Source organism: Sphingobium sp. TCM1 (assembly GCF_001650725.1).
Taxonomy (GTDB): domain Bacteria; phylum Pseudomonadota; class Alphaproteobacteria; order Sphingomonadales; family Sphingomonadaceae; genus Sphingobium.
In genome coordinates this window covers 296,933-309,545 of sequence record NZ_LXVX01000012.1, presented here as the reverse complement: position 1 = coordinate 309,545, position 12,613 = coordinate 296,933, and the positions used below count along the sequence as shown (strand labels likewise).

Annotated in this window: 9 protein-coding genes and 1 tRNA gene; 3 read left to right on the top strand and 7 right to left on the bottom strand. The window is 62.4% G+C overall.

Going from position 1 to position 12,613, the window contains the following annotated elements; translation table 11 throughout:
- Nucleotides 1-3: 3 nt before the first annotated feature.
- The 5 genes from A7Q26_RS10395 to A7Q26_RS10375 form a co-directional block, all read right to left on the bottom strand.
- Nucleotides 4-1,128, bottom strand: coding sequence for a tyrosine-type recombinase/integrase (locus A7Q26_RS10395; protein ID WP_066859299.1), 1,125 nt, complete (start codon nucleotides 1,126-1,128; stop codon nucleotides 4-6).
- A gap of 21 nt (nucleotides 1,129-1,149) precedes the next feature.
- Nucleotides 1,150-3,990 carry a type ISP restriction/modification enzyme gene (locus A7Q26_RS10390; RefSeq protein WP_066859298.1) on the bottom strand — a complete coding sequence of 947 codons (2,841 nt, stop codon included), beginning with the start codon at nucleotides 3,988-3,990 and terminating at the stop codon, nucleotides 1,150-1,152.
- Nucleotides 3,991-4,057: 67 nt separating this feature from the next.
- Entirely contained in the window at nucleotides 4,058-5,290 is a 1,233-nt protein-coding gene (locus A7Q26_RS10385) for a tyrosine-type recombinase/integrase (RefSeq protein ID WP_066859297.1), read from the bottom strand.
- A 209-nt stretch (nucleotides 5,291-5,499) separates the two neighbouring features.
- Nucleotides 5,500-5,573 (bottom strand) — tRNA-Gly (locus tag A7Q26_RS10380).
- Between the two features lie 47 nt (nucleotides 5,574-5,620).
- Nucleotides 5,621-6,529: a sugar kinase gene (locus A7Q26_RS10375; protein ID WP_066859296.1), complete on the bottom strand. Its 909-nt coding sequence runs from the start codon at nucleotides 6,527-6,529 to the stop codon at nucleotides 5,621-5,623.
- A gap of 175 nt (nucleotides 6,530-6,704) precedes the next feature.
- Between A7Q26_RS10375 and A7Q26_RS10370 the strand changes: the two genes are divergently transcribed.
- Both A7Q26_RS10370 and A7Q26_RS10365 read left to right on the top strand, forming a co-directional pair.
- Nucleotides 6,705-8,666, top strand: a complete 1,962-nt coding sequence (locus A7Q26_RS10370; protein ID WP_066859495.1) for a hybrid sensor histidine kinase/response regulator — start codon at nucleotides 6,705-6,707, stop codon at nucleotides 8,664-8,666.
- 151 nt (nucleotides 8,667-8,817) lie between these two features.
- On the top strand, nucleotides 8,818-9,696 hold the full coding sequence (locus tag A7Q26_RS10365; protein ID WP_066859295.1) for an alpha/beta fold hydrolase: 879 nt from the start codon (nucleotides 8,818-8,820) through the stop codon (nucleotides 9,694-9,696).
- A gap of 27 nt (nucleotides 9,697-9,723) precedes the next feature.
- Here the strand turns inward: A7Q26_RS10365 and A7Q26_RS10360 are convergent, their stop codons facing one another.
- Nucleotides 9,724-10,656, bottom strand: coding sequence for an NAD(P)H-dependent flavin oxidoreductase (locus A7Q26_RS10360; protein ID WP_066859294.1), 933 nt, complete (start codon nucleotides 10,654-10,656; stop codon nucleotides 9,724-9,726).
- A gap of 138 nt (nucleotides 10,657-10,794) precedes the next feature.
- Here A7Q26_RS10360 and A7Q26_RS10355 point away from each other — a divergent pair, with 138 nt between their 5' ends.
- Nucleotides 10,795-11,853 (top strand): hypothetical protein, encoded by a 1,059-nt coding sequence (locus A7Q26_RS10355; RefSeq protein WP_066859293.1) that lies wholly within the window; start codon nucleotides 10,795-10,797, stop codon nucleotides 11,851-11,853.
- Between the two features lie 70 nt (nucleotides 11,854-11,923).
- Here A7Q26_RS10355 and radC read toward each other — a convergent pair whose 3' ends face one another.
- Nucleotides 11,924-12,595 carry a RadC family protein gene (gene radC / locus A7Q26_RS10350; RefSeq protein ID WP_443018156.1) on the bottom strand — a complete coding sequence of 224 codons (672 nt, stop codon included), beginning with the start codon at nucleotides 12,593-12,595 and terminating at the stop codon, nucleotides 11,924-11,926.
- Nucleotides 12,596-12,613 lie beyond the last annotated feature (18 nt).

Below are 12,613 nucleotides of genomic sequence, written 5' to 3'. Positions count from 1 at the left end.
TGATCACCCAAGCCCGTCACCTGTCAGCGTCTGCATGGCTGCCATGACTTGTGCGACCATGGACGGGTCTATGCTCGCGGCCACTTTGCCAGCCGCGCCGATTCCTGCCCCCATGCCCCGGATTAATTCTGCCTGTCGGTGCGGGGCAACGGTGCCGTAGCTGGTAAGCGTCGTCATCACCCGTTCATGCCCTAGATTCTGCGACCACGCCTTGAACGCTTCGATCGTCGTGCAAACCCGCTCCCCGTGCTGCACGAGCGTATCGCGGAACGAATGGGGGTTGAAATAGGGCAGTCCAGCCGCCTCGAATGCCTTTCGGAAAATGTCGCGGATCGGTCCGGCCCCTTGCCAGCATTCGCCCCGGCGAAGCCCTACCGGCGCAAAACCCCCATTTTCGCCAAGTCCGATTTGCGTCGGTGGAAACAGCGGGTCGTCATCGCCCCAGAGCAAGACGGTGCGCAGATAGTAGCACCAGTCTTGCACAATCTTGAGCGCGTCGCCGCCAACTGGGAAAAACCACGTTGAAAACGTTTTGCTGGCCTTGGTTTTAACGTCGCGGGCATCCTGATTGACACAGCCCTGCACCAGATCAACGTGCTTGAGCCGGAACGATGCCAGCGCCCCGTCGCGCGCGCCAGTCAACAGCGCGAAGGCCACCAGCGCCCGGTTGCGCAATTCAATCGCGGACCCCGCTGGTATGGCGGCTATGACATGGTGGACCTGCTCCAGCGTGGGAAATGCCTTGTGCCGCACCGCCTTGGCAATCCGCACGTCCTTTTCGGCCAGGTTGAAATAGTCGGCATCGGCATAGGACAGGCGGGATTTGTAACCGGGTTGCCCCGCCAGCCAGACAAAGAACGCGCGCAAGGCGGACAGGGTGGAATTGACCGTTGCCCGGCTCAGCGGCTTGCCGGTGCGGACCGCCGGTTGCTTGTCCAGCTTGTGCTTGAAGGCTACCGCCTGCGCCCGGTGAAATGTCTTGAAGTCCTTGCGCGCGTTCGCCTCTTCAAAGCGCGCCAGCGCCTTGGCAACGGCATCGATCGATGCTTCATCCCGGCGCTTCGCTTCCTTCAGGTAGGTGAAGTATTCCCGCTTGATTCGGGCGTTTGCGGCATTGTGTTTTGCCATGGCTATCGGTCCTTTCGATTGTCACAATTCAGGGAAGAGGCGGTGCGCTCCTATAAAGTCGATTTTCAGGAACTCGACATAGGTGGCGCGGTAGGCTGGACTGTGCAGCACGCCATAGATGTAATCGAACACCTTGACCTCATCGGGGCGGGCCTCGGCTGTGGCCTCGCGGAAGGCATCGGTGCCATCGGGCACGGCTGGCGTCCCGGTCAGTCCAGCCGCCTTGCGGATTTGGGCGAATAGCTTGAGGTCGAAATTGACGCGGATGGTCTGATCTAGCGTGCCTTCCTCGGGATAGAGGTAGAGAGGCATGTTATAGGTGATGTCGTACGCGCTAAATGCCTTGTGGGCCGCGATGCTATCGCCGACCAGTGCGCCAATTTCGTCCTTTGTTTGGCGCGTCATCATGAGGTTAAAATTGCTAGACTTTGTGAGGTGCCGCATCACACTTTCACGCCATCTCCAGAGCAGGCGGTTGTCGAAATACGTCCAGCGCGAGTCGAATGGCCGGTAGGAAATTGGGACGATCAGGGCCTCATCCAAGGTCAGTTTTGATCGTCCATTCACTGCCCAATCGGCGTAATTTTTGCCCAGCCCATAACGTACTTTCAATTCGGCGGCGCTGCATCCGGAATTGAGCAGGTAGTCAATGTTCGCCTTCAGTTGGGCAGGGGTGTCAGCAATGATGAAACCGTCGCCCATAGTGACAATCCCGGTGACATTAGCAGGCATCAGTTCCGCCACCGAGAAGCCCTTGGCGTATGCGGCCTCCACATCATAATCACGCAACACGAAAGGGTGGTGCGGGGCCTTGTGAGGCAGAGCAGTGGCGGCAAGGCTGGCGGTAGTGCCATCCCAAAGCCGGGCGTATTTGCCATCGCGGGTGCCCCATAGTTCGCCGTGGCGCACCTCTGCCAGCGGCTTGGGTGCCTTGCCATTGCGCCGGTGTTTCACGGCAATGATGATCGCCACGCCCTGCATGATGTCGAACACATTTTTGTCTGGCGAGCCGTCGGGGCAGACTTCCTTTTTGTTGGAATTGCCGTGCAGGTCCAGCACATGGATGCGATCAAAGGTCTGCATCAGATGCCAGCGCATCCCGCGAAAGGTGGGGTTATCAAGATAGCCGTGGTTAGTGATGAACCCCAGCACACCTTCACCGTTCTGTTCAATCATGTGTTCGGCAAGACGCAGGAACTTCACATAATCATCTTGTAACCAGTGCTTGCGCTCGCCGAAGTGAACGCCATCGACATATTTGTAATCCTCGATCTTGTCGGCGATCCATTTGCCGTTGTTCTGGCTGATGCCCGAATAGGGCGGGTTGCCGATCACGCACATGATGGGGGTCTGGCGCTTGATGTCGCTTGCGGCTTTCGCCTCGTTGGCAATGGCGCGGGACAGGCCGAACAGGGTCTGTTCCACCCGCTCGCCTTCCTCAAGGCTGTTGGTGAGGTAAACCCCAAGGCGCGGCGGCTTGGCTGATGGCTTGTAGCCCAGCCGGGTCAGGATCATGTCCAGCTTCATGTGGCACATGGCATAGCTGGCCATCAGCAGCTCGAATCCATGCAGGCGCGGGATTAGGTCACGCTCGATATAGGCCGATAGCTGCCCCGGTGCGACGCCCTTGATCCGTTCGGAAACCAGCTTTACCACTTCGGCCAGAAAAGTGCCGGTGCCGGTGGCGGGGTCCAGAATCTGGACGCGGTGGACTTCCTTCTTGATATACGCGGGCTTGCCGGTCTTGGGATCGTTCTGGCCGGTGTCCCAATCGATGGTGATTTTGGAGGTGTCGGCCAAGCCGTCTGGCAGGCCAAATTCGGTTTTCAGCACCTCGTCCACCGCGCGCACGATGAAATTCACTACGGGTTCGGGCGTATACCACACACCGCGCGCCTTGCGCTTGGCGGGGTTATATTCGGCCAGAAAATCCTCATAAAAATGAAGGAAGGGGTCTTGCCGTGCCGTGATCTTGCCGAAATTGCGCAGCACCTTGTCCATGTCGGTGGCGCAGAACACATTACAAAGCTCATCGATCACGCGGCGCAGGCGTTCGTCCAGATTGGGGCCTGCGATGTAGATGAACAGTTCGCGCAGGAACGGGTTAGTCTTGGGCAACAGGTCCAGCGCCTCGGCACGGGTGAAGCTGTCGGGCGTCTCATCATGCAGGCGCGCGGCGAACAGGCCATAAGCGATGGTTTCGGCATAGATGTCGGCAAATTCCTCAACGGTGATGTCGTGGATCAGGCTGGCCTTGAAGGCCTCATACTGGCCGATCAGGTCGGTTGCCGTGCCGGTGGAATCCTGGGCCTTCATATCCGCCACGAGGGCGCGGCCCATTATGTCCTTTATGATTGCTGCCTTGCCCGCCATCATCGCGGCCAGCTTTGCCGATGAGGTGACGCTAAGCGGGGTAACATGCGCGAAGTCGCGCAGTCGGTTTTCCAGCGCGGTGAAATTGGCGGGGTGCGCGGGCAGCGTCGGGGCGGCATCGGCGATGCTGATGAAATCCACCGCCTCGCCATCGCGGATGAATTCAAAGTCCAGCCCGTTGGTGTAGATCAGGTTGGGCAGCCCCTTTTTGTAGCGCTCTTTCTGGGCTTTGCTGTAATCGGTGGCGGCGAATTTTCGCACGTCCTTGCCAATATCCTTGGCCTCGCACCAGCCGATGGCCACGGCAGCCCGGTTGAACACGAAATCAGGCGCGCCAACATCGGTGAGGTGCTTTGGCTCATTGATGACAGTGAGTGCGACGTCGATGGAAGCAAACAGCTTGGCTAGGGCGGGGCGAAAACTATGTTCGGTTGTCTGGCCGCTGCCGTAAAGCGCGCGTATTTCACTCAGATAGCCTTGAATATCCATTTACGCTGTTGCCCCTCACACATTCGATTGGGGGGCTTAACGCCAGTCGTCCGCATCGCCAAGCGGATCAAACGGCTTCACGGTTAGGGAAGGCCACAATGTCCGCCCCTTTCCGTAGCTGGTCGAGATAGTCCGACCACCATTGCGCCATGTCCACGCGCTCGTTCCAGTGCGCCCCCCGATGATAGGCCGCGCGCACCTTGTCGCTGTCTCCATGGGCCAGCGCACGTTCGATGGCGTCTGGATGCCACTTGCCGCTTTCATTAAGTAGCGTTGAAGCCATGGCGCGAAACCCATGCCCCGTCATTTCATCGCTGGCATATCCCAATCGCCGCAAACTGGCATTGATAGTGTTTTCGCTCATCGGGCGCGCGCGGGACCGGATGGAAGGGAACACATAACCCGAAGGGCCGGTAACGCCTTGCACTTCGCGGAACAGGGCGATGGCTTGGCGTGAAAGCGGAACGTGGTGCGCCTTGCGCATTTTCATCTTGCCCGCCGGAATGATCCAGAGTGCGCCGTCCAGATCAAACTCGCTCCATTCGGCATGGCGCAGTTCGCCGGGGCGGACGAAAACATGGGGCGCAATCTGCAAGGCCAGCTTGGTTATGCCGCTGCCCTCATAGTCATCTATTGCCCGCAATAATTGGCCAACCTTCTTTGCGTCTGTGATCGCGCCATAATGGGTTACGGTTGGGGCAGTCAGTGCGCCGCGCAAATCGCGGGTAGGGTCCGATGCCAGCCGCGCCGTCGCCACCGCATATCGAAATACCGCGCCAGCCAGTTGTAGGCTGCGCCGCGCGCTTTCCAGCTTACCTTTGCCTTCAATGCGCCGAATGGCCGCCAGCACATCTGCGGGTTCAATCTCGCCTATCGGTAACTTGCCGATGGAGCCGCAAACCAGTGATAGCAGATATTCGCTGCGAATTGCCGTGGCGGGTGCCCAGCCTTTTGTACCGTCGCGCCTGCGCTTTTCGCAAAACTCATCGCAGATTGCCTTGAACGTGTCCGCTGCCTGTATGCGCGCCCGCACCTTGTCACGTTGCTTCTCGCGTGACGGGTCTTTGCCAAGGGCGATCAGTTCTCGCGCTTCCTCCCGACGCCTGCGCGCTTCCCCAAGCCCGATTTCGGGATAGGCTCCGATAGCCAGCAGCTTCTCGCTTCCATCGACGCGATATTTCAACCGCCATAGCTTGCCACCTGCCGGGGTGATCAGCAGGAACATGCCGCCGCCGTCCGCCAACTTGATCGCCTTTGCGCCGGGCTTAGCATTGCGGATTGTGATGTCAGTCAGAGCCATATTCGCCAGCCTTTCCGGGGTTTCCCCCCAAAGATACCCCCAACGCTGGGGGTATCGATTCGGCCATTTTGCAAATACCCCCCAATCGTACCCCCAGCGGCTGGTGGCTGAACACGAACGCGGGTGAACGCTTGCGGCCTGATAGCCGCTAAATACCTTGGATTTTTGGGGTTTGTCTAGACGAATGCGAACGTCTGCGGACAGGGGATTGGAGCGGGTGAGGGGAATCGAACCCCCGTCGTCAGCTTGGGAAGCTGCTGCTCTACCATTGAGCTACACCCGCGAAGCCCAGCGTCCATGGCCCAAGCCATGGGGCGCTGTCAACGGAACTTAATAGGGCGAGTCAGCATCCCGGGCCGGAATGGCCCCGCGCCGGCCGATATTCCATCCCGCAAGCCGGTGGCCCGCCAGCGCCGCTTCGACAGGCGCCGCGCCCGCGAGCCTTGCGTGGAGATAGCCCGCATTGAAGGCGTCGCCCGCGCCACTCGAATCGACCACGTCGATCCGGCGGGGCGGTGCGACCAATTGGTCGCCGACGAGGCAGCCCTCTCCGCCCAGCTTGACGATGATCTCCCGCCCTTCTCCCGCGCCCCAGCGCGCCGCCGCATCGCGTGCATCGTCCACCTCGCCCATCTCGACCTCATCGGCCAGCGTCGGCAGGCCGATGTCGGCCAGCGCGATCGCCCGGTCGCGCCAATGGCAAGCCGTCGTCGCGTCGGGCCAGAGCCGCGCGCGATAATTGCCGTCGAAGGCCACCTTTCCGCCGCGCGCCTTGACCGCCGCGCACAGGGCCAGCAGCGCTTCACGCCCTTCGTCAGGCAGAATGGCCAGCGTGATGAGCGAGAAGTAGAGCAGATCCGATTGGGCCGCCGCCTCCACCATCGCCTCGCTGTCGGGGAGCGCAAACATACGCCGTGCGGCGGCTTCGCTGCGCCAGTAATGGAAGGTCCGCTCGCCGGTCGCGTCGGTCTCGATGGCATAGAGACCCGGAAGACGATCGGCCGCGGCGAGCACCAGCCCGGTATCGACGCCCTCGGCTTCCCACTGCGCGCGCAAGTCCGCGCTCATCGCGTCAGCGCCCAGCGCGCTCGCTAGCCGAACCGTATCGCCGGAACGGGCCAGGTGTACGGCCGTGTTGATCACGTCGCCGCCATAACGCAGGTTCCAACTGTCCCCCTGCCCGCGGCTCAGTTCCAGCATCGCCTCGCCAATGACCGTGATCGTCGCGCCTGCACCCATGCTCTTCCCTCGTCCCGTGCTGATTGCTGCGCTGCGTGGTGGGCAGACCGTTCCCGCAAGTCAAGTCGTCCGCGTACATATCCGCTTGCGGATGAGAGGAACGTTCGTCACTGCCTTGCGTTTTGCCCATGGCAAAAGGGCGCGCTTCTTTCACTGCGCCCTGATCGGGGAACTCATGACCAGCCTAACGTCGGACAGTGGCAATCGCTTTGAACTGCTGGTGCAGAGCGTCACGGACTATGCCATCTACATGCTCGACCCCAGCGGGTTAGTCATCAGCTGGAACGCCGGCGCCTGCCGGTTCAAGGGCTATGAAGCCGACGAAATCATCGGCCAGCATTTTTCCCGGTTCTACACACCGGAGGACCAGGCGAAGGGAATGCCCGCCCGCGCCCTGGCGACCGCCGAAAGGGAGGGACGCTTCGAGGCCGAGGGCTGGCGCGTGCGCAAGGATGGCACCTGTTTCTGGGCCAATGTCGTCATAGACCCGATCCGCGATCCCCAAGGGCGACTGCTGGGCTTCGCCAAGGTCACAAAGGATCTCACCGAAAGACGCGCTGCACAGGAAGCGCTGCGCAAGAGCGAAGAGCGTTTTCGCCTGCTGGTCGAGAGCATCAGCGACTATGCGATCTACATGCTGGACCCGGTCGGCACCATCACCAGCTGGAATCCGGGCGCCGAACGGTTCAAGGGCTATAAAGCGCACGAGATATTGGGAGAGAATTTCGCGCGCTTCTATTCGGACGAGGACCGGCTGGCCGGCCTCCCCTCCCGTGCGCTGCACACCGCCGAGCGCGAGGGACGGTTCGAGGCCGAGGGGTGGCGCATCCGCAAGGACGGGTCGCGCTTCTGGGCCAATGTCGTGATCGATCCCATCCGCGACCCCGACCATGGCCAACTGCTGGGCTTTGCGAAAATCACCCGCGACCTCACCGAGCGGCGCGAGGCGCAGCGGGCGCTCGACGACGCCCGCGACGCCATCATCCAGTCGCAGAAGATGGATGCGATCGGCAAGCTGACCGGCGGCGTCGCCCATGATTTCAACAATCTGCTCGCCGTCATCGTCGGCAGCCTGGATCTGGCGCGCCAAAGGATGGCGAATGGCGCGGACATCAGCCGCTATCTCGACAATGCCATGGCGGCAGCCGAACGGGGCGCGACCCTGACCCAGCGTATGCTCGCCTTTGCGCGGCGGCAGGAGCTGAAGCTCCAGAGCGTGGACTGCATCGGCCTTGTCCGCGGCATGGCGGAACTGCTCCAGAGCACCATCGGCGCCAGCGTGGCGATCGAAACGCGCTTTCCCCTGGCGCTCGCGCCCGCCCACGCCGATCCCGCGCAGCTGGAACTTGCGCTGCTCAACCTGGCGGTCAATGCGCGCGACGCCATGCCCGATGGCGGCAGGATCAGCATCGAAGCGAGCGAAATATTCGTCGCCGAGGAAGCCCCGCCGGGCCTTTCTCCCGGACGCTATATATGCCTGTCCGTGGTCGATGAAGGCGAAGGCATGGACGCCGCGACGCTGGAGCGGGCGCGCGAGCCCTTTTTCACGACCAAGGGCGTCGGCAAGGGTACGGGCCTTGGCCTCTCGATGGTGCATGGCTTTGCGCAACAATGCGGCGGCGCTCTCGACATCATCAGCGCGCCCGGCCTCGGCACGACCGTCTCCCTATGGCTTCCCGTATCCCAGGCCCAGCCGGCAGAGGAGCATATCCCCAGCCTGGACCTGCGGGACAGCGCGCCGGTGCCTCTCGTCATCCTGGCGGTGGACGACGACAATCTGGTACTGATGAACACGGCGGGAATGCTGGAAGACCTGGGCCATACCGTGTTCCAGGCCAGCAATGCCGCCGACGCATTGCGGATGCTGGAGGAAGCCAATGTCGATCTGGTCGTGACCGATCATGCCATGCCCGGCATGACCGGCGCGCAACTGGCCGATATGATCGAGCAAAATCATCCGGGCCTGCCCGTCATCATCATTACGGGTTTCGCCGAACTGCCCCCCCACGCCAGCCGCCGCCTCCGGCTCGACAAGCCGTTCAAACAAGCGGAGCTGGCCAGGGCAGTGATGGAAGCGAGCCATGACGCTTCCTCCGGCCGACTGATCCGGTTCACCGCGCCGTTCGATCACGACTGATCATTCCCTTCGCCGCGAAGCAGCAATTCATTTGAAACGCGTTGCCGAAATACAAGAAAAAACGTCCTTTTCATTCTTTCGCGCTTGCAAGCATGGGCCAGTTGGCCAATGGGGGCCGGACAGCCATCCCCTCCAGCCGCCGCAGGACCGAATGGACATGCCGACCGTGCCGACCCCGACTTCCCATTTCTTCACGTCGCTGCGGTCCCGGCTGCACTATCTGGACTGGGGCAATCCTTCCGCCCCGCTGCTGATCCTGCTCCACGGTGGCTTCGACCATGCTCGGAGCTGGGACTGGACGGCGCGGTTGCTGGCGAAGGACTATCATGTCATCGCACCGGACCTGCGCGGCCACGGCGACAGCGCCTGGTCGGCCGAAGGTTCGTACATGATGGCCAATTTCGTCTATGACCTGGGGCTGCTGGTCGATCTGCTCGACCGCGCGCCAGTAACCATCGTCGGCCATTCGCTCGGCGGATCGATCAGCTTGCGCTATGCCGGGCTTTTCCCCGACAAGGTGCGCAAGATCGTCGCGATCGAAGGATTGGGCCTGTCGCCCGATCGGTTGAAGCAGAAGGCGGAGGAAAATGTCCCCGATGCCTGGCGTCTGTGGATCGACGGCCGGCGCGCCAGCGCAGCTCGCGCCGGACGACGCTATCCCACGATCGAAGCCGCGATCGGCCGTATGCGCGAACGCAACGAGCATCTCTCGGTCGAACAGGCGCTGCACCTGACCCAGCACGGCGTCAACCGTAACGAGGATGGCAGCTATAGCTGGAAATTCGACCCCTATCTGAACAACGCCGCGCCCCAAGCGGGCACCGATGCGGACCTTCCGGAATTCTGGGCGCGCATCGCCTGCCCGACATTGCTTTGCCTGGGCAAGGACAGCTGGGCCTCCAATCCCGAACGGGACGGACGCATGGCGCACTTCCGCGACGCGCGACTGGTCGAGTTCGCCGATGCCGGGCACTGGCTGCACCATGACCAGTTCGACCGTTTCATCGCGGAGTTGCGCGCGTTCCTGTGACCGGCGGGCAATGCGCCCCCGCCGCGTTCAGGCCGTGAAGTCCGCCACGGCCGCCCGATACTCCGCCTGCAACTGGGCAATGAAGTCGGCAGCCGGCTGAACCTTGGCAATCGCGCCGATGCCCTGTCCCGCCCCCCAGACGTCGCGCCATGCCTTCTTATCGCCGCCAGTCAGCGATGCAAAGTCCATGTCCTTCGCCTCCGGCAGACTATCGGGGTCCAGCCCCGACGCGACGATGCTGGGGCGCAGATAATTGCCATGGACGCCGGTGAACACGTCGGAATATACGATGTCTGCCGCCCCGCCTTCGACGATCATCTGCTTGTAGGCGGCATCGGCATTGGCCTCCGCCGTGGCGATGAAAGGCGAGCCCATATAGGCGAGATCCGCGCCCATCATCCGCGCCGCCGCGATCACCCGCCCGGTCGCGATCGCGCCGGAAAGCGCCAGCGGTCCGTCAAACCACTGACGGATCTCCTGAACCAGCGCGAAGGGCGACAGCGTGCCGGCATGGCCGCCTGCGCCGGCGGCGACCGCGATCAGGCCATCTGCGCCCTTTTCGATCGCCTTGCGCGCGAAGACATTATCGATGACGTCATGCAGGACGATACCGCCATAGCTGTGGATCGCCTGGTTCACATCCTCCCGGGCGCCGAGCGACGTGATGACGATCGGCACCCTATACTGGACGCACAGTTTCAAATCCTCCTCCAGCCGCGCATTGGTGCGATGGACGATCAGGTTGACGGCGAAGGGCGCATCCTGGTCGGTCAGTGCCGCGCCCAGTTGCTGGAGCCAGGCCTCGAACACTCCCGAAGGCCGCGCGTTGAGCGAGGGAAAGGCGCCGACGATGCCGCTGCGGCACTGCGCGATGACCAGGTCGGGCTGCGACACGATGAACATCGGCGAACCGATCAGCGGCAGCGACAGGCGGTCACGGAGCAGCGGCGGCAGGCTCATGCAGGAAAATCCTCTCTCTTCAACTTATCCCCGCGCTAACACCGCTCCAGCCGCGGAAAAAGGCGAAAATAGCTGTATTGATGATATAATACAGTGATGATAGGATGACGTGGCCCAAATGTCCCAGGAGCAGGACCGATGTATAGCGAGAGCGACCTACAGGATGCCGTAGCGGCCGGCGCGATGACGCCCGAGGCCGCTCAGGCATTTCGCGACCATGTGGCCAAACTACGCGCCTCACCCATGGTCGATGAAGAACATTTCCGGCTGCTGACCGGGTTCAACGATATCTTCGTGGCGATAGCCAGCGTGATCATGCTCGTGGCGGTCGGCTGGCTCGGTAACAGCCTGCGATTCGGGGCGGAAGAGCATCATCCGGCCTTCATGTCCGGCCTGCTGGTCGCTGCGGCGAGTTGGGGGCTGGCCGAATATTTCACGCGGCAGCGGCGCATGGCGCTGCCGTCCATCCTGCTGCTGTGCGGTTTTGTCGGCGGTGTCGCCTTCGCGCTCGGCTCACTCGCGGCGCAGATATTCCCGGATGCCGGCGAACGGCAGGCCGCGTTGATCTTTTCCGGCGTGGCCGCCCTGAGCGCCGTCGCCGCCTGGGCGCACTGGCAGCGCTTCATGGTGCCGATCACCGTTGCGGTCGGCGCCGCTGCGGCTGCTGGCGTGATCGCCAGCCTCATCATTTCCGCCTTTCCCACCAGCGTGCAGCTCCCCTATCTGCTATTGCTGGCATCGGGCCTTGCGATTTTCATCCTCGCGATGCGATGGGACATGAGCGACCGGGCGCGCACCACACGCCGTTCCGATGTCGCATTCTGGCTACATCTTGCCGCCGCTCCGATGATTGCCCACTCGCTGTTCCACCTGCTGGGCGTGTTCGATGGCGACGAGATCAGCGTCGCGAAGGCGCTGATGGTGATCGCGCTCTACATCGCCTTCGGACTGGTGGCGCTGGCGATCGACCGGCGCGCGCTGCTTGTGTCCAGCCTCGCTTATGTGTTGTTCGCCCTCTATGCCCTGTTCAAGCAAGCGGGCGCGGTCGAACTGTCGGCCGCCTTTACCGCCCTTGTGATCGGATCGGCGCTGCTGCTGCTGTCAGCGCTGTGGCACCATGCGCGGGCGCTGGTCGTCAACGGGCTGCCGCCGGCATTGACCGATCGCCTCCCCTATCTGGACCGCGCCGTTGCCTGATGGCCGCGCGACGGCCGGGTGGTAGCCGTGCGACATGCGCGGACCATCCGGCCCTATTGCCGCTCTCGCCCTACAACAGTCCCTTCGCCCGCAGGCTGACATGCCCCTGGGCCCCGATGATGATATGATCGTGGACGCTGATCCCGAGGCGTTTGCCGGCGTCGATGATCTGGCGGGTAATGTCGATGTCCTGCCGACTAGGCTCGGGCGACCCGCTGGGATGGTTGTGGACCAGGATCAGCGCCGCCGAGCCGAAGTCGATGGCGCGCCTGATAACCTCGCGCGTGTAGATCGCTGCCTGGTCGATCGACCCGTCGCCCATATGGTCGTCGCGGATCAACATATTGCGGCTGTTGAGGTGCAGCACCCGGACGCGCTCGACGCCCAGCCAGGCCATGTCGGCGCGCAGATAGTCGAGCAGCGCCTGCCAGCTGCCCAGCACCGGCCGCGCGGCGACTTCGTTGCGGAGCATCCGCAGCGCTGTAGCCTGAACGATCTTGATCGCGGCGACGCTGGTGTCGCCCATGCCGGGCACGCGGGCGATAGCTTGCCAGTCGGCCGTCATCAGCTCACCGATGCCGCCAAAGGTCCGCAGCAATTCCTTGGCCAGCGGCTTGGTGTCGCGTCGGCGGATGGCGAGCGCCAGCAGATATTCGACCAGTTCATGGTCGTGCAGCGCATCGCCCCCGCTATCCGCTAGTTTCTGTCGCAATCGCGCGCGATGCCCCGCGCCGTCATGCATGGCTTTCGCGTCCTGTTC

Coding starts and splice junctions, on each gene's coding strand:
- A7Q26_RS10395 (WP_066859299.1), bottom strand. CDS start 1,128: ATGGCAAAACACAATGCCGCAAACGCCCGAATCAAGCGGGAATACTTC.
- A7Q26_RS10390 (WP_066859298.1), bottom strand. CDS start 3,990: ATGGATATTCAAGGCTATCTGAGTGAAATACGCGCGCTTTACGGCAGC.
- A7Q26_RS10385 (WP_066859297.1), bottom strand. CDS start 5,290: ATGGCTCTGACTGACATCACAATCCGCAATGCTAAGCCCGGCGCAAAG.
- A7Q26_RS10375 (WP_066859296.1), bottom strand. CDS start 6,529: ATGGGTGCAGGCGCGACGATCACGGTCATTGGCGAGGCGATGCTGGAA.
- A7Q26_RS10370 (WP_066859495.1), top strand. CDS start 6,705: ATGACCAGCCTAACGTCGGACAGTGGCAATCGCTTTGAACTGCTGGTG.
- A7Q26_RS10365 (WP_066859295.1), top strand. CDS start 8,818: ATGGACATGCCGACCGTGCCGACCCCGACTTCCCATTTCTTCACGTCG.
- A7Q26_RS10360 (WP_066859294.1), bottom strand. CDS start 10,656: ATGAGCCTGCCGCCGCTGCTCCGTGACCGCCTGTCGCTGCCGCTGATC.
- A7Q26_RS10355 (WP_066859293.1), top strand. CDS start 10,795: ATGTATAGCGAGAGCGACCTACAGGATGCCGTAGCGGCCGGCGCGATG.
- radC (WP_443018156.1), bottom strand. CDS start 12,595: ATGCATGACGGCGCGGGGCATCGCGCGCGATTGCGACAGAAACTAGCG.